Origin of the sequence: Pseudomonas sp. AF03-9, from assembly GCF_020515815.1 — a bacterium.
In the GTDB taxonomy this organism is placed as follows: Bacteria; Pseudomonadota; Gammaproteobacteria; order Pseudomonadales; family Pseudomonadaceae; genus Aquipseudomonas.
In genome coordinates this window covers 104,120-123,123 of sequence record NZ_JAHPJF010000004.1, presented here as the reverse complement: position 1 = coordinate 123,123, position 19,004 = coordinate 104,120, and the positions used below count along the sequence as shown (strand labels likewise).

General features: G+C 61.6%; 22 protein-coding genes. 18 read left to right on the top strand and 4 right to left on the bottom strand.

Translation table 11 applies throughout. The annotated features are described in order from the left end of the window. The first annotated feature begins 162 nt into the window (after positions 1-162). From rhtA to LIY36_RS09380, 4 genes are all read left to right on the top strand, one after another. On the top strand, positions 163-1,050 hold the full coding sequence (rhtA, locus tag LIY36_RS09395; protein WP_226455512.1) for a threonine/homoserine exporter RhtA: 888 nt from the start codon (positions 163-165) through the stop codon (positions 1,048-1,050). A 164-nt stretch (positions 1,051-1,214) separates the two neighbouring features. Beyond that, entirely contained in the window at positions 1,215-1,496 is a 282-nt protein-coding gene (locus LIY36_RS09390; protein WP_192301238.1) for a hypothetical protein, read from the top strand. Positions 1,497-1,607: 111 nt separating this feature from the next. Then, positions 1,608-2,339: an SDR family oxidoreductase gene (locus tag LIY36_RS09385; RefSeq protein ID WP_226455511.1), complete on the top strand. Its 732-nt coding sequence runs from the start codon at positions 1,608-1,610 to the stop codon at positions 2,337-2,339. A 35-nt stretch (positions 2,340-2,374) separates the two neighbouring features. Next, positions 2,375-2,968 carry a 2-hydroxychromene-2-carboxylate isomerase gene (locus LIY36_RS09380; RefSeq protein WP_226455510.1) on the top strand — a complete coding sequence of 198 codons (594 nt, stop codon included), beginning with the start codon at positions 2,375-2,377 and terminating at the stop codon, positions 2,966-2,968. Here LIY36_RS09380 and LIY36_RS09375 read toward each other — a convergent pair. The 3 genes from LIY36_RS09375 to LIY36_RS09365 all read right to left on the bottom strand — a co-directional run bounded on the left by LIY36_RS09375 (position 2,961) and on the right by LIY36_RS09365 (position 6,481). Next, positions 2,961-4,769 (bottom strand): aminopeptidase P family protein, encoded by a 1,809-nt coding sequence (locus tag LIY36_RS09375; protein ID WP_226455509.1) that lies wholly within the window; start codon positions 4,767-4,769, stop codon positions 2,961-2,963. The genes LIY36_RS09380 and LIY36_RS09375 overlap by 8 nt on opposite strands. 49 nt (positions 4,770-4,818) lie before the next feature. Next, a complete protein-coding gene (locus tag LIY36_RS09370) occupies positions 4,819-5,979 on the bottom strand; it encodes a cysteine desulfurase family protein (protein ID WP_226455508.1) in 1,161 nt (386 codons plus the stop codon). A gap of 232 nt (positions 5,980-6,211) precedes the next feature. Further along, complete coding sequence (locus tag LIY36_RS09365; RefSeq protein WP_226455507.1) at positions 6,212-6,481, bottom strand: hypothetical protein; 270 nt, start codon at positions 6,479-6,481, stop codon at positions 6,212-6,214. Between the two features lie 398 nt (positions 6,482-6,879). On the opposite strand from LIY36_RS09365, the gene msuE reads away from it, so the two are divergent. From msuE to LIY36_RS09345, 4 genes are all read left to right on the top strand, one after another. Beyond that, positions 6,880-7,443 (top strand): FMN reductase, encoded by a 564-nt coding sequence (msuE, locus tag LIY36_RS09360; protein WP_192301232.1) that lies wholly within the window; start codon positions 6,880-6,882, stop codon positions 7,441-7,443. A gap of 9 nt (positions 7,444-7,452) precedes the next feature. Next, on the top strand, positions 7,453-8,595 hold the full coding sequence (gene ssuD, locus LIY36_RS09355; protein ID WP_226455506.1) for an FMNH2-dependent alkanesulfonate monooxygenase: 1,143 nt from the start codon (positions 7,453-7,455) through the stop codon (positions 8,593-8,595). 162 nt (positions 8,596-8,757) lie between these two features. After that, positions 8,758-9,945, top strand: coding sequence for an acyl-CoA dehydrogenase family protein (locus LIY36_RS09350; RefSeq protein WP_226455505.1), 1,188 nt, complete (start codon positions 8,758-8,760; stop codon positions 9,943-9,945). A 12-nt stretch (positions 9,946-9,957) separates the two neighbouring features. After that, positions 9,958-11,061: a sigma-54 interaction domain-containing protein gene (locus tag LIY36_RS09345; RefSeq protein WP_226455504.1), complete on the top strand. Its 1,104-nt coding sequence runs from the start codon at positions 9,958-9,960 to the stop codon at positions 11,059-11,061. Here the strand turns inward: LIY36_RS09345 and LIY36_RS09340 are convergent. Further along, positions 11,050-11,415, bottom strand: a complete 366-nt coding sequence (locus tag LIY36_RS09340; RefSeq protein ID WP_192301228.1) for an antibiotic biosynthesis monooxygenase — start codon at positions 11,413-11,415, stop codon at positions 11,050-11,052. The genes LIY36_RS09345 and LIY36_RS09340 overlap by 12 nt on opposite strands. 101 nt (positions 11,416-11,516) lie before the next feature. Between LIY36_RS09340 and soxR the strand changes: the two genes are divergently transcribed. The 10 genes from soxR (at position 11,517) to LIY36_RS09290 (ending at position 19,004) form a co-directional block, all read left to right on the top strand. After that, positions 11,517-11,957 carry a redox-sensitive transcriptional activator SoxR gene (gene soxR, locus LIY36_RS09335; protein ID WP_192301227.1) on the top strand — a complete coding sequence of 147 codons (441 nt, stop codon included), beginning with the start codon at positions 11,517-11,519 and terminating at the stop codon, positions 11,955-11,957. Between the two features lie 84 nt (positions 11,958-12,041). Next, a complete protein-coding gene (locus LIY36_RS09330; protein ID WP_226455503.1) occupies positions 12,042-12,503 on the top strand; it encodes a VOC family protein in 462 nt (153 codons plus the stop codon). Between the two features lie 344 nt (positions 12,504-12,847). Next, positions 12,848-14,050, top strand: coding sequence for a PepSY-associated TM helix domain-containing protein (locus LIY36_RS09325; RefSeq protein ID WP_226455502.1), 1,203 nt, complete (start codon positions 12,848-12,850; stop codon positions 14,048-14,050). Beyond that, positions 14,047-14,583 carry a thiamine pyrophosphate-binding protein gene (locus LIY36_RS09320; protein ID WP_192301224.1) on the top strand — a complete coding sequence of 179 codons (537 nt, stop codon included), beginning with the start codon at positions 14,047-14,049 and terminating at the stop codon, positions 14,581-14,583. Before LIY36_RS09325 ends, LIY36_RS09320 begins: the two co-directional genes overlap by 4 nt. Next, positions 14,580-14,909, top strand: coding sequence for a hypothetical protein (locus LIY36_RS09315; protein ID WP_192301223.1), 330 nt, complete (start codon positions 14,580-14,582; stop codon positions 14,907-14,909). The genes LIY36_RS09320 and LIY36_RS09315 overlap by 4 nt, the downstream gene beginning before the upstream one ends. Next, positions 14,906-15,466 carry a DUF6162 family protein gene (locus LIY36_RS09310; RefSeq protein ID WP_226455501.1) on the top strand — a complete coding sequence of 187 codons (561 nt, stop codon included), beginning with the start codon at positions 14,906-14,908 and terminating at the stop codon, positions 15,464-15,466. The genes LIY36_RS09315 and LIY36_RS09310 overlap by 4 nt, the downstream gene beginning before the upstream one ends. 19 nt (positions 15,467-15,485) lie before the next feature. After that, positions 15,486-16,406, top strand: coding sequence for a metal ABC transporter substrate-binding protein (locus LIY36_RS09305; protein WP_226455500.1), 921 nt, complete (start codon positions 15,486-15,488; stop codon positions 16,404-16,406). Then, the gene (locus LIY36_RS09300) at positions 16,403-17,149 is read left to right on the top strand and encodes a metal ABC transporter ATP-binding protein (RefSeq protein WP_226455499.1); all 747 of its coding nucleotides are present in this window, start codon (positions 16,403-16,405) and stop codon (positions 17,147-17,149) included. The genes LIY36_RS09305 and LIY36_RS09300 overlap by 4 nt, the downstream gene beginning before the upstream one ends. Beyond that, positions 17,146-18,045: a metal ABC transporter permease gene (locus LIY36_RS09295; protein WP_192301219.1), complete on the top strand. Its 900-nt coding sequence runs from the start codon at positions 17,146-17,148 to the stop codon at positions 18,043-18,045. Before LIY36_RS09300 ends, LIY36_RS09295 begins: the two co-directional genes overlap by 4 nt. Further along, positions 18,045-19,004 carry a metal ABC transporter solute-binding protein, Zn/Mn family gene (locus tag LIY36_RS09290; RefSeq protein ID WP_226455498.1) on the top strand — a complete coding sequence of 320 codons (960 nt, stop codon included), beginning with the start codon at positions 18,045-18,047 and terminating at the stop codon, positions 19,002-19,004. The genes LIY36_RS09295 and LIY36_RS09290 overlap by 1 nt, the downstream gene beginning before the upstream one ends.

Sequence of the window (19,004 nt, the reverse complement as noted above, 5' to 3'; positions counted from 1 at the left end):
CCATTAATTTGTTTTTACTATCAATTAGCCTGAAAACCGCCAAAACCACTCTATATAGAAGGGACAATGCCAATGACTGAGCAATATATTGCTCAACGCTAAACAGTTGAGCATCATAGCGCCCTACGCCACTCTTAAAATGATCTCGGACACCCCCTCTCAATGACCATCTCTTCTCGCAGCCTAGCCTCGACATTATTCCCTGTCGGCCTGCTGTTGATCGCCATGGCTTCCGTGCAGACCGGCGCCTCGCTCGCCAAAAGCATGTTCCCTATCGTCGGTGCACAAGGCACCACCGCCCTGCGCCTGATTTTTGCCAGCGTGATCATGCTGCTTCTATTACGCCCCTGGCGCGCCAAGCTGACAGCCAAATCCTTGGGTACCGTCGTCGTCTACGGCCTGGCATTGGGAGGCATGAACTTCCTCTTCTATATGTCCTTGCGCAGCGTGCCCCTGGGCATTGCGGTAGCACTCGAATTTACCGGCCCTCTCGCGGTAGCGATATATGCCTCACGGCGCGCGGTGGATTTCCTCTGGATCGGCCTTGCCATCATTGGCCTGCTGTTGTTGATCCCTACAGGAGAAACCAGCCACGGCATCGACCTGATCGGCGCCGCCTACGCACTCGGCGCAGGCGTCTGCTGGGCACTCTATATTCTGTTCGGCCAGAAAGCAGGTAACGACAACGGCGTCCAAACAGCTGCCCTCGGCGTGATGATTGCCGCGTTGTTCATTGCGCCAATCGGAATCGTCCACGCCGGCGCCGCATTGCTGACCCCTGCACTGATTCCGATCGCTATCGGCGTCGCCATCCTGTCCACTGCCCTGCCCTACACACTGGAGATGGTCGCGCTGACACGTCTCCCCGCCCGCACCTTTGGCACGCTCATGAGTATCGAACCGGCATTCGGCGCACTTTCAGGCCTGCTCTTCCTGCAAGAACACCTCTCCCTCGCGCAATGGCTGGCCATTACCTGCATCATCCTGGCGTCTGTCGGGGCGACGCTGACGATGGGCAGCGGCTCCAAACCGCTGGTTCCTGCCGATTGAGTCATATCGAAATGTAGCTCTGGTATTTGCCGCTTATTTAGGCCATGTTAAAGCCGCAAACGAATGTCATTCATGGAGACTTTCGACAAGGACAGCGCGAACGCTACACTCGAGAGCGAGTAGAGCCAGCTTCAAGTATTGCGAAGCGGCTATTAAGGATGGGAATGAAGCGAATTTTGATGCTGTTGATGATCGTGGCGATTGCCGGCTGTGCCGCGACCACCAAGACAGAAGTAAAACGGGGCAAAAAAGGGCTGCATATCAACTGTTCCGGCCTGTCGTCCTCCTGGGAGCAGTGCTACACCAGTGCAACCAACTCCTGCGGCGCCAAAGGCTACCGGGTTATCGCCAAGTCGGGTGACAACTCCGAAGAGCCAGGGGACTACCCCTTCGGCCTCAACCCCGCCGGCTATACCAGCCGCAGCATGATCGTCATCTGCAAGTAAACGACCGAGCAGTCAGCCTCCGACTGCTCATCTTAAATTCCTGATACATACCCAGCCCCTCGCGGTGTTGCGTCTAGACTCCTGCTCGACAATCGAGCCAACGGAGTTCCCATGACACACAACAAGAAAATCGTATTGGTAGTGGGCGCCGGTGATGCCACCGGCGGCGCCATCGCCAGGCGCTTCGCCCAGGAAGGGTATGTGGCCTGTGTCACCCGTCGTAGCGCCGACAAATTACAACCTCTGGTCGACAGCATTCACTCGGCCGGCGGCGAAGCCCATGGCTTTGCCTGCGACGCACGTAAAGAAGAAGACGTGATCGCGCTGATCGAGAAAATCGAAACCGAGCTCGGCCCCATTGAAGCGTTCGTCTTCAATATCGGCGCCAACGTGCCCTGCAGCATCCTTGACGAAACGGCGCGCAAGTATTTCAAGATCTGGGAAATGGCCTGTTTCTCAGGCTTCTTGAACGCCCGTGAAGTCGCCAAACGCATGGTCACCCGTAACCGAGGCACTATCCTGTTCACTGGCGCTACCGCCGGTTTACGCGGCGCAGCAGGTTTCGCCGCGTTCGCCGGGGCCAAGCACGGGATCCGCGCTCTGGCACAAAGCATGGCGCGAGAACTGGGCCCGAGAAATATCCACGTCGCCCACGTGGTGGTCGATGGCGCCATCGATACCGACTTCATTCGCGACAACTTTCCACAAAAGTATGCGCTCAAGGACCAGGACGGCATCCTCAACCCCGAACACATTGCCGAAAACTATTGGTACCTGCATAGCCAACCCAGAGACGCCTGGACCTTCGAGCTGGACCTGCGCCCCTGGAATGAACCTTGGTAAGCACGCCCCATAACCATAAGCAGCGAGCATCGATCATGAGCAAAACCCTGGAGTTCTTTTTCGACCTCGGCAGCCCGGCCACCTATCTCGCCTATACCCAACTACCGGCACTGTGCGCTGAAACCGCGGCGCAACTGGTGTACCAGCCCATGTTGTTGGGTGGCGTATTCAAGGCCACCGGCAACGCATCGCCGATTATGGTCCCCGCCAAAGGTCGCTACATGCTGGATGACCTGGCGCGATACGCCCAACGCTACGGCGTGACGCTCAAGTTCAACCCGCACTTCCCGATCAACACCCTTGTGCTGATGCGTGCCGTCACCGGCATGCAGATGCGCCAACCCGAGCGCTTCGACGATTTTGTCGATTGCCTGTTCCGTGCCCTCTGGGTCGAAGGTCTGCACCTGGGCGATCCAGCCGTCGTGGCCAGTGTCCTTGCCGGGCATGGTTTTGATCCTGAGCAGGTCCTGGCCCTGGCCAACGATGACGATGTAAAAACCGCCCTCAAGGACAAAACCGAACAAGCCGTTCAACGCGGCGTGTTCGGTGCGCCCAGCTTCTTTGTAGGCAACCAGCTGTTCTTCGGTCAGGACCGTCTGGAGTTTGTGCGCGAAGCCCTGATCAAATAGCCGCCGTACGCACCTGCAACCACTCCAGCGCGGCGCCACTGAGCAACGGGCTGAGGCGCTCGCGCACTTCGGCGTGGTAGGCGTTGAACCACTCACGCTCATCCGCCGTCAGCAGCGAAAGCTCCAGGCAACGGGTGTCGATCGGGCACAGGGTCAGGGTTTCAAACTTGAGGAACTCGCCGAATTCGGTCTTGCCCGCTTCCCGGTTCAACACCAGGTTCTCGATACGCACGCCCCAGCGTCCCGGACGGTAAGTGCCCGGCTCGATGGAGGTGATCATGCCCGCCTGCATCGCCGTTTGCGGCGCAGCGGCCGCCTGATAGGCGATCACCTGCGGGCCTTCATGCACGTTGAGGAAATAACCTACACCGTGCCCTGTACCATGGCCGTAGTCCACGCCTTCAGCCCAGATCGGCGCACGTGCGATGGCATCCAGCAGCGGCGACAGGATGCCCTTGGGAAAATGAGCGCGAGACAAGGCGATCACGCCCTTGAGCACACGAGTGCAGTCACGCTTCTGCTCCTCGCTCGGCGAACCGATTGGCACCATCCGCGTGATGTCGGTTGTACCGCCCAGGTACTGGCCGCCCGAATCGATGAGCAACAAACCGTCGCCTTCGATCAGCGCGTGCTCTTCCTCGGTTGCGTGGTAATGCGGCATCGCGCCATTGGCGTTGAATGCAGCGATGGTATTGAAGCTCAGCGACACATACCCAGGACGACGCGTACGCGCAGCGGTGAGGTGTTCGTCGATGGTCAGCTCGGTGATGCGCTCGCGCCCCAGCGCACTGTCCAACCAGGCAAAGAACTCACACAGCGCGGCCCCATCCTGCTCCATCGCCTGGCGGATGTGTTGCGCATCCGCCAGGCTCTTGCGGGACTTGGCCAGTGTGGTCGGGTTAATGCCTTCCACCAGCTTGACGCCAGCATCGAGGTTCTCCAACAGCCCAGCCGTCACGCGCGCAGGATCAACCTGCAAAGTGGCACCCGATGGCACCGCACGCAACGCATCCGCCACTTCGCTGTAGTCGCGCAAGGTTACGCCGTCCCGCTCCAACACCGCGCGCAACGCAGTGTCGACCTTACTCAGCGCCACAAACAAAGTGGCCTGTTGTTGATTGATCAACGCAAAGGACACAAACACCGGGTTAAACGAAACATCCGCGCCACGCAGGTTGAACAGCCACGCGATGTCATCCAGGGTGGCGATAAAGTGCCACTCAGCACCCTTCTCTTTCAGACTGGCACGCAGCGCCGTGAGCTTTTCGCCACGGCTGACGGTGGCCTGCGGCGGCAAGTGCTGATAGATCGGTTGGTCCGGCAGCGGCGGGCGATCTTGCCAGACGTCGTTCAGCAGGTCGATGTCGGTGCGCAGGCGTGCGCCGCGTTCTGCCAGTTTTGCACCCAGGGTCCGCGCCGAAGCCACGGCCATTACCGCACCGTCAACCGCCACTACCGCACCTTCCGGAGTTTGCTCGGCCAACCACTCCAGCGGCCCTGGTTGGCCCGGTTGCAGTTTCACCAACTCGATACCGCTGCCCTTGAGTTCCTTGGTTGCCTGTTCCCAGTAGCGGCTATCGGCCCACACACCGGCGAAATCCGCAGTGACAATCAACGTCCCCACCGAACCATGGAACCCCGACAACCATTGCCGTCCCTGCCAATAACCTGGCAAGTACTCGGACAGGTGCGGGTCGGCCGACGGCACCAGCAGGGCGTGGATGCCCTCGCGGCGCATCAGTTCGCGGGTCTGCGCCAGGCGCTGGGGAACCGTTCCATGGGTCAAGGGCTGCGTACTCATTGTGTCTCCTGCTAACCACGAATAATTATTATGTGTTGCGAAAAATGGCTCAGACCGCCCAGAACGCCGGTGCACTGGCGAATGCCGCCTTGATCAACTGCACGGCCTGATCAATATCCTGCTCGGTGGTAAACCGTCCGAGGCTCAAGCGAATGGTACGCCCGGCGCTGCGCGCATCATGCCCCAGCGCCAGAAGTACGTGGGACGGTGCATTGCTTGCCGAATTACAGGCCGAGGTCGCAGAAAACGCCATGCCCGCGCTCAAGGCCGCAGCGTTGAATTCACCTTCGCCAAATGTGAGGCTGAGGGTATGGGGAATACGCTGGGTGGCGCTGCCATTGAGGCGCACACCGCCAACCGACTCCAACTGCTCCAGCAGACGTTGGCGCAACCCCACGATCACAGCCTTCTCTTCGACAAAAGACGCCGCTGCCAGCGCGAATGCCATGCCCATGCCAGCAATCTGATGGGTCGCCAGGGTGCCGGAGCGCAAGCCGCCTTCGTGGCCGCCGCCGTGAATCTGCGCCAACACCTTCTGCTGCGCCCGCGGCCCCACATACAACGCGCCGATGCCCTTGGGGCCATACAGTTTGTGCGCGGAAAACGACATCAAGTCCACCGGCCACTCACCCAGGTCAATCGCCACCTTGCCCGCGCCCTGCGCAGCATCCACGTGCAACAACGCACCGTGTTCACGCACCCGCGCGCCAATGCCCGGAATATCGTTGAGTGTGCCCAGTTCGTTGTTCACCAGCATCAGCGATACCAGGAAGGTGTCTTCACGCAACGCTTCGCTGACCGCATCGGCGCTGATCAGCCCATCGGCGTCCGGCACCAGATAGGTCACGGCCACGCCGGCTTCCTGCAGTTGCCGCGCGGTATCCAGGGTGGCCTTGTGCTCGATCTGGCTGGTGATGATATGCCCGCCCGCCACGCCCCGTGCCTGGGCCACGCCCTTGATCGCGAGGTTGTTCGATTCCGTCGCGCCGGAAGTCCAGACGATTTGCTCAGGCGCGGCACCGACCAGTTCGGCAACCTGGCGACGTGCCTGCTCGACCGTTTGCCGGGCGGCTTGGCCGAACGCGTGGGAACTGGACGCAGGGTTGCCGAAATTGGCGTTGAAACCCAGGCACTCAACCATGACCTGGATGACCCGCTCATCCACCGGCGTGGTGGCGGCGTAGTCGAAATACAACGGACGTTTATTCATGAGGTAAAAGACTCGCAGAGCAGGTTCCCGAGAGCAGCGTCTCAGGGGCATCGACCGGGACAGAGGTCGTCAGGTTTAACCGATCGGATGCCATTAAAAAAGGACCACTTTAGGCAAATGTGCGTAGGAACGCTCCTGAAATTCAGCTTAACAGGCTGAAGTCGCCCCATGGAAAACAAAAACCCGAGGTTCCTTAAGGGAAACCTCGGGTTCTTCGCTGCCAATGCCCCACTCAACTGGGACGACCATGCAGGGTTACGCTGCGTTCGGCGTTCATTTCACCCTGGCGATCGAAGCTGTAGGACTTTTGTGGCTGCCCCAACAGTGCCGCACGCTGCTGTTGGTATTCATCAAACGACAAGCCGCGACGGCTCAGCGCTTCAAGGGCCAACTGCCTGCTTTCTTCCACCGAATAGGGACGCAACTCAGGCGCAGGATGAGTCGCACACCCGGCGACGACGGAAGTGACAAGCATTAAGGCAACAGCAAGCAATCGGTTCATGGTGGCGGCTCTGCGAAGTGGGTTTCGAGTCAATGAACACAGGCTACTCCCGCCCCTGGGCAGGGAAAAATCACCTGCCGTGATAGTCGCTATCAGCCGCCGAGGCACCTTCGATAGCTACGCCTTTTATATTCTTTATTGATCTATAAATATGGAAATACGTTCATTTACGGAATAACCCTAACCCTCTATAAATGGCAACACACCCAACGGGCACTGTTCGCCACGCAACTGTTGCCCAGGCAACAGCCATTCAACAAATCAGCAGGCCGACAACACCAGGAGTTTCCAGCACTGAGCCCACAGCCCACGCCACTCAAGGCCCGCAGCCTTTGGTACAGCTCTTGCTCAACACGCTGCACACCTGCTGTGAACCACTGTTGAAAAAGGAACTGTTCATGACCCGTCCCCTGAATGTCGTTGCCCTCTCCGGCGGAACCTGGCGCCCGTCCCGTACCCTCGTATTGACCCAGGCCGTGCTGGCGGAACTCGCCACCCTGCTGCCCATCCAGACCACCTTGATCGAGTTGGGCGACATTGCCCGGCCATTGGGCGGTGCGCTGTCCCGCGACGAATTGCCGGCCGAGGTCGAAAGCCAACTGTTGGCCATCGAGCAGGCCGACCTGCTGATCGTCGCTGCGCCGGTGTATCGCGGCTCCTACCCGGGCCTGCTCAAACACCTCTTCGACCTGGTCGGCCTCAACGCGCTGATCAACACCCCGGTGCTGCTGGCCGCCACCGGCGGCAGCGAACGCCACGCATTGGTCCTCGATCACCAGTTGCGTCCGCTGTTCAGCTTCTTCCAGGCATTGACCTTGCCGATTGGTGTGTACGCCACCGAAGCCGACTTCACCGACTACCAAATAACCAGTGAGCCCTTGAAGGGCCGTATCCGTCTTGCGGCAGAACGCGCTGCACCGTTGTTTGCAGCGCACTCCCCCTCCCTGCTGAAAATCGCTTAAGGATTTGTCATGGATGTTTTCTGGTTTCTGCCGACTCACGGCGACGGTCATTACCTGGGCACTACCCAAGGTGCACGGCCAGTCACCCTCAATTATCTGAAGCAAGTCGCGCAAGCGGCTGACAGCCTGGGTTACCACGGCGTGCTGATTCCTACCGGGCGCTCGTGCGAAGACTCCTGGGTCATCGCTTCCGCGTTGGTGCCATTGACCGAGCGCCTGCGCTATCTGGTAGCGATCCGCCCCGGGATTATTTCTCCGACCGTTTCAGCGCGCATGGCCGCAACCCTGGATCGCCTGTCCAACGGCCGCCTGCTGATCAACGTGGTCACGGGCGGCGACCCCGACGAGAACCGCGGCGACGGCAGTTTCCTCGACCACAGCGAACGCTACGAAGTCTCCGACGAGTTCCTCAAGATCTGGCGTCGCGTGTTGCAGGGCGAATCGGTGGATTTCGAAGGTAAACACCTGCGCGTGCAGAACGCCAAGGCCCTTTACCCACCCGTGCAGAAGCCCTACCCACCGCTGTATTTCGGTGGGTCCTCCGACGCGGCCCACGACCTCGCCGCCGAGCAGGTCGACGTGTACCTGACCTGGGGCGAGCCGCCCGCTGCCGTCGCGGAGAAACTCGCGGATGTGCGTGAGCGCGCCGCCCGTCACGGCCGCACCGTCAAGTTCGGCATTCGCTTGCACGTGATCGTGCGCGAAACCGAAGAAGACGCCTGGAAAGCCGCCGACAAACTGATCGAGCACATCAGCGATGAAACCATCGCCGCTGCGCAAAAATCCTTCTCGCGCTTTGATTCCGAGGGCCAGCGCCGCATGGCCGCCCTGCACGACGGGCGCCGCGACAACCTGGAAATCGCCCCCAACCTGTGGGCCGGTGTCGGCCTGGTGCGCGGCGGTGCCGGCACGGCGCTGGTGGGCAACCCGCAACAGGTCGCGGCACGCATCAAGGAGTACGCCGACCTGGGCATCGAGAGCTTCATCTTCTCCGGCTATCCGCATCTGGAAGAGGCATATCGCTTTGCCGAACTGGTGTTCCCGCTGTTGCCGGAGCCATACGCCAGCCTCGCCGGGCGCGGTATCACCAACCTCACTGGTCCATTCGGCGAAATGATTGCCAACGATGTACTGCCCACGAAAAAGGCTTGAGGGCAGTGAGATCGGCTTTATGTGGGAGCGGGCTTGCCCGCGATGCAGACACCTCGGTATGTCAGTTAGCCCGAGGTGATGCTATCGCAGGCAAGCCAGCGCCCACAAAAGCCCGCTCCCTCATTTGGCCTTCATTACCAAATCGATAGTGAGGAAACCCGCGTGACAGCCAAACCCCACAGCGTCCTGCCTTCCCCCTTGCAGACCGCCAAACTGCTGGCCGCCGAATTCGCCCTCAGCGCCGTCGAACGCGACGAGCGCGGCGGCACGCCCAAGGCCGAACGCGACGCGCTGCGCCACAGCGGCCTGCTGGCCCTGAGTATTCCCACCCAATACGGCGGCCTCGGCGCACGTTGGAGCGACACCCTGGGCGTCGTGCGTGAATTCGCCAAGGTCGACAGTTCCATCGCCCACGTCTTCGGCTTCCACCACCTGATGCTCGCCACCGTGCGCCTGTTTTCGCGCCCGGACCAATGGCAACCGTGGTTCGAACAGACCGCACGCAAAAACTGGTTCTGGGGCAACGCCCTCAACCCGCTGGACACTCGCACGGTGGTCAAGGACTTCGGTGGCTGGCGTGAGTTCTCCGGCAAGAAAAGCTTTTGCTCCGGCGCCAGCGATTCGGAAATGCTCATCGCCTCGGCGGTGGATGAAAACGCCGGCGGCAAACTGCTGATCGCCGCCATCCCGAGCGGGCGCAGCGGCATCACCCTGCACAACGACTGGAACAACATCGGCCAGCGCCAGACCGACAGCGGCAGCGCCAGCTTCGAGCGGGTCCGCGTCGAAGAGTCGGAACTGCTGCTCGATCCCGGCCCGCTGAGCACGCCCTTCGCCTGCCTGCGCCCACTGATCGCGCAGTTGACCTTCACGCACATGTTTCTCGGAATTGCCGAAGGCGCCTTCGAAGAAGCGCGCAACTACACCCTCACCGAAACCCGTGCCTGGCATAAATCCTCCGCCGCCGAGGTGCGCAACGACCCGTACGTGCTGCATCACTACGGCGAGTTCTGGGTGGCCTTGGAAGGCGTGCGCCTGTTAGTGGAACGTGCCGCCGATTTGCTCGACCAGGCCTGGGCCAAAGGCCCCAACCTCCGTGAACACGAACGTGGCCAACTGGCGATTGCCATCGCCACCGCCAAGGTCGCCGCCACCCGCCAGGGCCTGGAGTTGTGCAGCCGGCTGTTTGAAGTCACAGGTGCACGCTCCACCCACGCGTCGCTGCGCCTGGACCGCCACTGGCGCAACCTGCGCACCCAGACCCTGCACGATCCAGTGGACTACAAACTCCATGAACTGGGGGACTGGGCGTTGAACCAATCCCTGCCGACTCCGACGTTCTACTCCTAAGAAGAGGTGCCCATGCAGCTTTTAACCTTACCGCCCTCGCCCGCCCTTGCGACCTCGATCCGCGCCACTGCCCAGGTCTTCGAAGACCCCAAATCCCAGGCGCTGCTCGACCACATCCAGCAAGTGGCGCCCAGCGAAGCCAGCGTGTTGATCATCGGCGAGACCGGCACCGGTAAAGAGCTGGTGGCACGGCATATCCACAACCTCAGCGCGCGGCGCAACCGGCCATTCGTGGCGGTGAACTGCGGGGCGTTCTCCGAATCCCTGGTGGAAGCCGAACTGTTCGGCCATGAAAAAGGCGCCTTCACCGGCGCCCTCAGTGCCAAGGCCGGCTGGTTCGAGGAGGCCGACGGCGGCACCTTGTTTCTCGACGAGATCGGCGATTTGCCGATGGCGATCCAGGTCAAGTTGCTGCGCGTCCTACAGGAGCGCGAAGTCGTACGCCTGGGTTCGCGCAAGAGCATTGCGATTGATGTGCGTGTATTGGCGGCGACCAACGTGCAACTGGAAAAGGCCATCAACGCCGGGCATTTCCGCGAAGACCTCTACTACCGCCTCGACGTGGTCAGCCTGGAACTCAGCCCATTGCGTGAACGCCCCGGCGACATCTTGCCGTTGACCCGGCATTTTATCGAAGCCTACAGCCAGCGCCTGGGCTACGGGCCGATCACGATCAGCCGCGAGGCCGAACACAAGCTTAAAAGCTACAGCTGGCCGGGCAATATCCGCGAGCTGGAAAACGTGATCCACCACACCTTGCTGATCTGCCACAACGGCGTGATCGAACGCGACGACCTGCGCCTGTCGAACCTGCGCATCGAGCGCCAGGACGACAGCCAGCACGCCACCGACAACAGTGCCGAAGCGCTACTGGAGCGAGCCTTCCAGAAAATCTTCGAAGAACAGGCCGGTGCCCTGCACGAAAAGGTCGAGGATGCACTGTTGCGTGCCGCCTATCGTTTCAGCCATTACAACCAAGTGCACACCGCCAACCTGCTGGGCCTGAGCCGCAACGTCACACGTACACGCCTGATCAAGATCGGCGAGCTGGCGGTGAACAAACGTCGCCCGAGGGAAAACGTGCAAGGCGAACGGATGTTGCACTTATCCATTTAGGCGGCAGTGCAACGCATCGTCATGACTGCGCTCGAAACTGCGCAGCACCTGGAACGAACCAAAGGTCACGGCCGTGGCCTGGTGGGCGCGAATCAGCGTCCAGAAATCATCCTCGCCGTGCTCAAAGCGCTGGAACGCCGCCTCGCCATCCTCGCGGGACTGCCATTGCAGACAATTGAGCACCCGCCGCCCGTCATCGCTGACCTGCACGCTCGCACTCAAAAAACCGCCATGGTCCTGGGCCAGGCGTTCGCTTTGGATGGATAACGCCGCCACCAGGGCGACTTGCTGCCGGGGTTCGATGTGAAATTCGATCAGTTGAGTGAAACCGCGATTCTTCTCTGATACCTGCATGAACACTCCCCTTTCTCTGTAGGCAGAATCTTGCGATTCGATGCCACGCAGGGTAAAACCTCTAGTTAACTAGAGGTCAAGCGCTGTTTCGGAGTTTATGCATGCTCAACAAGGAACTCACTGTTGGCCAACTGGCCGCCCGCAGCGGCGTGGCAGTCACGGCCCTGCACTTCTACGAGGCCAAGGGCCTGATCAAAAGCAATCGTAACGCGGGCAACCAAAGGCGTTATCCACGGGATGTGCTGCGACGGGTGGTGGTGATCAAGATCGCACAGCGTTTGGGGATTCCCCTGGCAACCATTGGCGAAGCGCTGCATGCCTTGCCGGATGGGCGCGCACCAACGGCCAAGGATTGGGAGCGGCTATCCGCGTTGTGGCGTGAAGACCTCGACGAACGGATCAACAAGTTATTGCTGCTGCGCGACAAGCTCAACGGCTGTATTGGCTGTGGGTGTTTGTCGTTGGAGGCATGCCCGTTGCGCAATCAGGGTGATCAACTGGGTGAGCGCGGGCCGGGGGCGCAGTTGCTGGAGCCCACGTGAAGGGCCAGTCAATGTGGTTGCCACGAAGGTGTGACCTATAGTGAAAAGGCCGTCCCTCCAAAACCACCACCTAAGGAGAACGAAATGAGCGTCAAACCTATCCCCGAGGGCTTTCAGAGCATTACCCCATACCTTGGCATCGAAAAAGCCGCCGAAGCGATCGAGTTCTACAAAAAAGCCTTCGATGCTATTGCGGTCATGCGCCTGGACATGCCCGACGGCAAGGTCGGCCATGCGGAACTGCGCATCGGCGGCTCGCCGATCATGCTGGGCTCGCCCTGTGATGAAAGTGCCTTTGGCAGCCCGCGCGATGGGCATACCAGCGTCGGCATCCACCTCTATGTGAACGACGTCGACAAGCAGTACAAACAAGCCATCACCGCCGGCGGCACCGTGATCTCTGAACCCAAGGATCAGTTCTACGGCGACCGCTGCGGCACGCTGAAAGATCCGTTCGGCCATGTGTGGTTTGTGGCCACCCACAAAGAAGACCTGACCGAAGCGCAGATCCGCCAACGCGCCATGGAAATGTTCCAGCAAGGCTGAGACTCCAGGAGCAACACCATCACAATGTGGAAGGGGGCCTGCCCCCTCCCACGCGTTCACCCTTGCCCCGTGTGATTCCAGGATGCAGGCACTCAGCATCAGGAGTCCCTGCGTGTTCGCCGGCCTCGAAAAACACAGCTGCCACCTCAAGGCAGGATAAAGCCCTGCTGCGGGGTGATCACGTGTTCGCTCACAGGCCACTGAAACATTTACTTTCATTTGTCGGTTAGGGATTTCTCATTCTCATCCGTCTTAACTTAGATACAGCCCGTCGCGTCAGCAAAAGCTACGACCGGCCTTTCCCGGGCCTCCATCGCCCCCCTCCGATCAAGACCCGCATTCACATGTCGAAGAAGTCACGCTCAAAACTCTGGTTTCTCGTACATAGCTGGCTGGCATTGCCCATCTGGTTCTTTGTACTGATCGTCTGCGTCACCGGCACCCTGGCGGTGGTCAGCCAGGAGATCGTCTGGCTGGCAAACCCGGATATCCGCGCCAGCAAGCCATCGGACGATGCCGAACCGCTGAGTTATGATCAGGTGATCGCCGCCATCAAGCGCGATGAGCCCCAGGTGTTCGTCCAGTCGATCAGCCGTCCCGACGAATCGCATTTCGCCCTCAGCGTCGACCTCAGCTACCCGGATGGGCGCTCGGTCGAGGTCTACGTCAACCCGTATACCGGCAAGATCCAGGGCATCAGCCCGTCCTTCAACTTCCAGGCCTTTACCCGCGCCCTGCACGGCTGGTGGCTGGTGCCGTTCACCAATGGCTACAGCTGGGGCTGGTACCTGGTGTCGGCGCTCGGCATTCCGTTGCTGGCGTCGTTGGTAACCGGGTTGGTGGTATACAAGAAATTCTGGAAAGGCTTCCTGCGCCCGACCCTGCGGGTGCGCCACGGTGCGCGGATCTTCTGGGGTGACTTCCACCGACTGAGCGGGATCTGGTCGATCTGGTTCATCCTGGTGATCGCCGTCACCGGCATCTGGTTCCTGATCCGCGCGATCCTGGGGGACAACCAGATTTCGATCTCCACGGAGCCTGTGATCCCGGTGATTGCCCGGGAAAAGGTGCCCATGTCGCAGCCCGGCGTGCCGGCACCGATGATTCCGGTGGACGAGGCAATCAAGATTGCCACCCAGCGCATCCCGGGCCTGGAGGCGAGTTTCGTCAGCCTGCCGCTCAACGCCTACAGCCACCTGCAGATTGGTGGCCGCGGCTGGTACCCGCTGATGTACCAGACCGCACAGATCAACCCCTACGACGGAGAGGTCGCCGCCGCGCACCTGCTTTCCGACCGTTCAAAGCTGGAGTTCGTCACCGAGTCCATGCGCCCGCTGCACACCGGCGACTTCGGTGGCCTGTGGATCAAGCTGATCTGGGCGTTCTTTGGCCTGATCATGAGCATGATGGTCTTGAGCGGCCTGCTGATCTGGACCAAACGCACCGCCCTGGCCACCCTCAATGCCCTCAAGCGCGAAGCCAAGACGCAACGCGCGCCGGCTGCTATCCCGGCCATGCAGGCTGAAACTTCGGAGGCCCGCCCATGAGCAAGGTCCTTGCCGCACCGCCTTCGCCCCTGCGGGCCTTTTGGCTGAAGTGGCGTTTTCACATCAATGTCCTGCTGTTGCTGATCCCTCTGGGCTTCATGCCCAAATACTTTGCCGACGCCGCGTTGTTCCGCGGTGACAGCGGTATCGGCGAACGCGTAGCCGGTGACGTGCAGGTCGGGCCCTGGAGCCTGACCCTCGCCGAGTTTCGCAATGAAGGCCCGAGCCCGGACCCGGCAGGCCCGATGAAGTTCTTCAACGCCGCCCTGTGCGACACCTGTGCCGAGCAGGTCAAGGCCACTTACCTGCGTATCGGCAAGCCTCGCAGCCTGCGGGCTGCCGGGGTGATCTTCTTTGGCACGCCGTACCGCATGGGTGCCGCCCTGCCGGTGCCGGAACGCACGCCGGTAGACGCCGAAGTGTGGATCACCATGGAAGGCTGGGACGGCAGCATGCACCAGGGTTCCATCCCGCTGAGCCAGGCCTCGCCTGCCACCATTGCCTGGCTGAACAAGCAAGGAGTTAAACCATGACTTTGATGCGCCTGACCCGCGCCTGCAGCGTCCTGCTGCTGTGCGCCGGTTTCAGTAACCTGGCCCTGGCCCACAACCCGATGTGCGAATGCAAGGAAATCCCCGGCGAGCAGATCCAGTGCAAAGGCGGCTTCTCCGATGGCAGCGGCGCGCCCGGCGTGACCCTGGACGTGATTGGCTACGACGAAACCATCCTGGTGCCCGGCAAGCTCGGCCAGGATTCGACCCTGACCTTCAAGAAACCCTCCGCGGAGTTCTACGTGCTGTTTGATGCGGGCCCTGGCCACGTGGTGGAAATCGACCAAGCGGACATCCAGCCACAATGAGTACCACACAGGTTATCCGCCCCGCCGGGGCCGGCCACGAAACCCTCTACGTCCTGCTGCTGTGCCTGATCATCCTCGCGGTGGCGGGCTCGGTGATCGCGTTGCACGGCGAAACCCAGACCGTCGCGGCCGTGCCCAGCCATCAACTCGACGCACGCCGCGACCTGAGCGCCGCCGAGCAAGGGATCTACGCCGACCTGCGGGTGACCCTGGATGAAATCCAGTTGCTGCAGCAGGAACACAGCGCCCTGCCAACGCCCGCGCAATTGGCCGAAGAAGGCTTCGCGCCCTTCGCCCAGGACGCCAGTTCAGTCAGCCGCGGCGACCATCGCTGGCAGGTGCTGGAGCCATCGTCCTACCTGGGCCTGAGCCAGGCGCCGGGCACCGCCGGTTCGCTGCTGATGCGCGTGCACGGTGCCGAGCCGGATGTCTGGCTCAATCGCAGCGCCAACCTGGCCGCTCCTTCCGACCTCTCTGACCAGGCGCTGATCGCAGCCGGCTGGCAACAGGTGGTCACGCAATTCGATGCTGGCGTGACGCGCCAGCACCGCCACTGAACGAGAAGACCGATTGCCCATGTCTATTTCATCCCCCCTGTTGCGCCTGTTGCTGGTTGGCCTGTGCAGCCTGATGTTCGCCCCGTTGGCCAATGCCGAGGCGGCTAAACGCTTGCGTATCGGCATCACCCTACATCCGTACTACAGCTACGTGAGCAATATCGTCGGCGACAAGGCCGAGGTGGTGCCGTTGATTCCCGCCGGTTTCAACCCCCATGCCTACGAGCCGCGCGCCGATGACATCAAGCGCATCGGCAGCCTCGACGTGATCGTGCTCAATGGCGTCGGCCATGACGATTTCGCCGACCGCATGATCGCCACCAGCGAGCGCCCGGACATCCCGGTGATCGAAGCCAACGCCAACGTGCCGCTGCTGGCCGCCACCGGCAATGCCGCACGCGGTGCGGGCAAGGTGGTCAACCCGCACACCTTCCTGTCGATCAGCGCGTCGATTGCCCAGGTCAACAACATTGCCCGCGAGCTGGGCAAGCTCGACCCGGACAACGCCAAGACCTACACCCAGAATGCCCGCGCCTATGGCAAGCGCCTGCGCCAGATGCGCGCCGACGCCCTGGCCAAACTGACCAGCGCGCCCAACCCGGACCTGCGCGTGGCCACCGTGCACGCGGCCTACGACTACTTGCTGCGCGAATTCGGCCTGGAAGTCACCGCCGTGGTCGAACCGGCCCACGGCATCGAGCCGAGCCCGAGCCAGTTGAAGAAAACCATTGATGAACTGCGCGCGCTGGACGTGAAGGTGATCTTCTCGGAGATGGATTTCCCGTCGACCTACGTCGAGACCATCCAGCGTGAGTCCGGGGTAAAGCTGTACCCGCTGTCGCATATTTCCTACGGCGAATACACGCCTGAAAAGTACGAAAAGGAAATGACCGGCAACCTCAACACCGTGGTGCGGGCGATCCAGGAGTCGGGAGTATGACGGCGGCGGAGCAACTGAAAGTCGCCAGCATCGGCCCGACGATCGAGTTCGACAAAATCTGCCTGACCCTGGGCCGCACCACGATCCTCGACGGCGTGAGCTTCCAGGTAGAGCCGGGCAGCATCCACGCGCTGGTCGGCCCCAACGGCGGCGGCAAAAGCTCGCTGATCAAGACCTTGCTGGGGCAAACGCCGCACCAGGGGCAATTGCGCCTGCACTGGCCGACAGCCGTGGGTACCGTCGGCTACGTCCCCCAGGCACTGGAATTTGACCGCGGCTTGCCGATGACCGTGGATGACTTCATGGCTGCCATGTGCCAGCGCCGCCCGGCATTTCTTGGCCTGTCCACACACTACGCCAGCGCGATTGGCGATGCCCTGGAGCGCGTTGGCATGCAGGACAAGCGCAAGCGCCGCATGGGCGCGCTGTCCGGCGGTGAACGTCAGCGCGTGTTGCTGGCCCAGGGGCTGATCCCGGCGCCGCAATTGCTGGTGTTGGATGAGCCGATGTCGGCCCTCGATGAAGCCGGCATCCAGGTGTTCGAACGCCTGCTCAACGACTGGCGCCTGGCCGGGATCACCGTGCTGTGGATCGAGCACGACCTCGAAGCCGTCGGCCGCCTGGCCGACCGCGTCACCGGCCTGAACCGCCGCGTGCTGTTCGACGCCACGCCCAAAGAAGCACTGACCCCGGATCGCCTGCTGACCCTGTTCTCCACCCACCCTCGGAGCCCGGCGCAATGAGTTATGAAGCTTTTCGCTTGATGGTCCAGGGCTGGGCCTCTTCCGGGTACCTGCCGGAAGCGCTGGCCTATGGTTTTGTGGTCAACGCGCTGCTCGCCGGCCTGCTGATCGGGCCGGTACTCGGTGGTTTGGGCACGCTGGTGGTGGTCAAGCGCTTTGCGTTTTTTTCCGAAGCGGTCGGCCATGCCGCACTGACCGGCGTGGCCGTGGGCATCCTGCTCGGCGAACCCTACACCGGGCCGTATGGCGCGTTGTTTGGCTACTGCCTGCTGTTCGGCATCCTGCTCAACTACCTGCGCAACCGTACGGGCCTGGCGCCGGACACCCTGATCGGCGTGTTCCTCTCGGTGTCGCTGGCATTGGGCGCGAGCCTGCTGCTGATCCTGGCGGGCAAGATCAACGTGCACATCCTCGAAAACGTGCTGTTCGGCTCGGTGTTGACCGTCAACGGCAATGACCTGCTGGTGCTGGCGATTGTCGGCGCGCTGGTGATGGCCCTGGCGTTGCCGCTGTACAACCGCATCATGCTCGCCAGCTTCAACCCGCAATTGGCGGCGGTGCGTGGCGTGGCAGTAAAGACCCTGGATTATCTGTTCGTGATCCTGGTGACGCTGATCACCGTGGCGGCGGTCAAGGTGATCGGCGCGATCCTGGTCGGTGCGTTGCTGGTGATCCCGGCCGCAGCGGCACGCCTGTTGAGCCAGTCACTCAAGGGCTTCTTCTGGATCTCGGTGGTGATCGCCACGGTCAGCACCCTGTGCGGCATCCTGCTGCCGATCATCTTCGACCTGCCGATCCCGTCCGGTGCCGCGATCATCCTGATGGCCGGCATCGCCTTCGCCCTCGCCGCCATCGCACGCGGCACCGTGCCCAGCCTCAAAGGGAATCTAGGATAATGCGCCCCGTCTTTCGCCCACTGGCCTTGGCCATCGCTTGCTTGATCAGTACCTCGGCACTGGCTGTCGACGGTTTCGAGCCCAACGGTTTCAAAACCAACCACGGCCTCGGCCATGCCGCGCTCAGCAAGGCCACCTCGATAAAGCCGGTCAAGGTGCTGGCTTCGCTGCCGGTCACCTACGGCTTGGCCGAGGTGTTGCTCAAAGGCACCGACGTGCAACTCGAACGCGCCGCGCCAGCCAACCTACCGGGTTCGCGACAGGTGTCCTACTTCACCGGCCGTGGCGCCCCGGCGCTGGGCAAGCTGGCCGCGGATGCCGACGCCGCCATCGGCCTGCGCTCGCTGTGGGCCGATGACCCGCTGTACCCGGTAGCGCGACGCAGCAACATCCGCATCGTCGAAATCGACGCCGCACGCCCGGTAGACGGCGGCCTGCCGGGCATCGCCGTGCAGCCCGGCGTGGCCGACGGCTTGAACAGCCAGCCATGGCAATCAAGCAACAACCTGGGGCGCATGGCCGACGTGCTGGCCGCCGACCTGAGCCGCCTGGCGCCGAGAGCCAAGCCAAAGATCGACGCCAACCTCGCCGCCCTCAAACAGCGCCTGCTCAAACTCACCGCCGACAGCGAAGCGCGGTTGGCCAAGGCAGACAACCTCAGCGTTGTCAGCCTGAGCGATCACTTTGCGTATCTGGTCAGCAGCTTGAACCTGGAAGTCATCAGCACCGATGCGCGGCCGGACGCCGAGTGGACGCCGCAGGCCTTGCAGAAACTCAGTGCCGAGCTCAAAGACAACGACGTGGCCGTGGTGCTGCATCACCGGCAGCCAAGCGAAGCGGTAAAAGCGGCGGTTGCCGCTGGCGGTTCGCAACTGCTGGTCTTGAATGTGGATGGCGCAGACCCGGTGGCAGAGCTGGAAACCAATGTGGATCAGGTGCTCAAGGCACTCACACCCTAA

Coding starts and splice junctions, on each gene's coding strand:
- LIY36_RS09370 (WP_226455508.1), bottom strand. CDS start 5,979: ATGAATAAACGTCCGTTGTATTTCGACTACGCCGCCACCACGCCGGTG.
- LIY36_RS09380 (WP_226455510.1), top strand. CDS start 2,375: ATGAGCAAAACCCTGGAGTTCTTTTTCGACCTCGGCAGCCCGGCCACC.
- LIY36_RS09295 (WP_192301219.1), top strand. CDS start 17,146: ATGAGTTATGAAGCTTTTCGCTTGATGGTCCAGGGCTGGGCCTCTTCC.
- LIY36_RS09385 (WP_226455511.1), top strand. CDS start 1,608: ATGACACACAACAAGAAAATCGTATTGGTAGTGGGCGCCGGTGATGCC.
- LIY36_RS09375 (WP_226455509.1), bottom strand. CDS start 4,769: ATGAGTACGCAGCCCTTGACCCATGGAACGGTTCCCCAGCGCCTGGCG.
- LIY36_RS09300 (WP_226455499.1), top strand. CDS start 16,403: ATGACGGCGGCGGAGCAACTGAAAGTCGCCAGCATCGGCCCGACGATC.
- LIY36_RS09290 (WP_226455498.1), top strand. CDS start 18,045: ATGCGCCCCGTCTTTCGCCCACTGGCCTTGGCCATCGCTTGCTTGATC.
- LIY36_RS09325 (WP_226455502.1), top strand. CDS start 12,848: ATGTCGAAGAAGTCACGCTCAAAACTCTGGTTTCTCGTACATAGCTGG.
- ssuD (WP_226455506.1), top strand. CDS start 7,453: ATGGATGTTTTCTGGTTTCTGCCGACTCACGGCGACGGTCATTACCTG.
- soxR (WP_192301227.1), top strand. CDS start 11,517: ATGCTCAACAAGGAACTCACTGTTGGCCAACTGGCCGCCCGCAGCGGC.
- LIY36_RS09330 (WP_226455503.1), top strand. CDS start 12,042: ATGAGCGTCAAACCTATCCCCGAGGGCTTTCAGAGCATTACCCCATAC.
- LIY36_RS09345 (WP_226455504.1), top strand. CDS start 9,958: ATGCAGCTTTTAACCTTACCGCCCTCGCCCGCCCTTGCGACCTCGATC.
- LIY36_RS09340 (WP_192301228.1), bottom strand. CDS start 11,415: ATGCAGGTATCAGAGAAGAATCGCGGTTTCACTCAACTGATCGAATTT.
- LIY36_RS09315 (WP_192301223.1), top strand. CDS start 14,580: ATGACTTTGATGCGCCTGACCCGCGCCTGCAGCGTCCTGCTGCTGTGC.
- msuE (WP_192301232.1), top strand. CDS start 6,880: ATGACCCGTCCCCTGAATGTCGTTGCCCTCTCCGGCGGAACCTGGCGC.
- LIY36_RS09320 (WP_192301224.1), top strand. CDS start 14,047: ATGAGCAAGGTCCTTGCCGCACCGCCTTCGCCCCTGCGGGCCTTTTGG.
- LIY36_RS09365 (WP_226455507.1), bottom strand. CDS start 6,481: ATGAACCGATTGCTTGCTGTTGCCTTAATGCTTGTCACTTCCGTCGTC.
- LIY36_RS09310 (WP_226455501.1), top strand. CDS start 14,906: ATGAGTACCACACAGGTTATCCGCCCCGCCGGGGCCGGCCACGAAACC.
- rhtA (WP_226455512.1), top strand. CDS start 163: ATGACCATCTCTTCTCGCAGCCTAGCCTCGACATTATTCCCTGTCGGC.
- LIY36_RS09305 (WP_226455500.1), top strand. CDS start 15,486: ATGTCTATTTCATCCCCCCTGTTGCGCCTGTTGCTGGTTGGCCTGTGC.
- LIY36_RS09390 (WP_192301238.1), top strand. CDS start 1,215: ATGAAGCGAATTTTGATGCTGTTGATGATCGTGGCGATTGCCGGCTGT.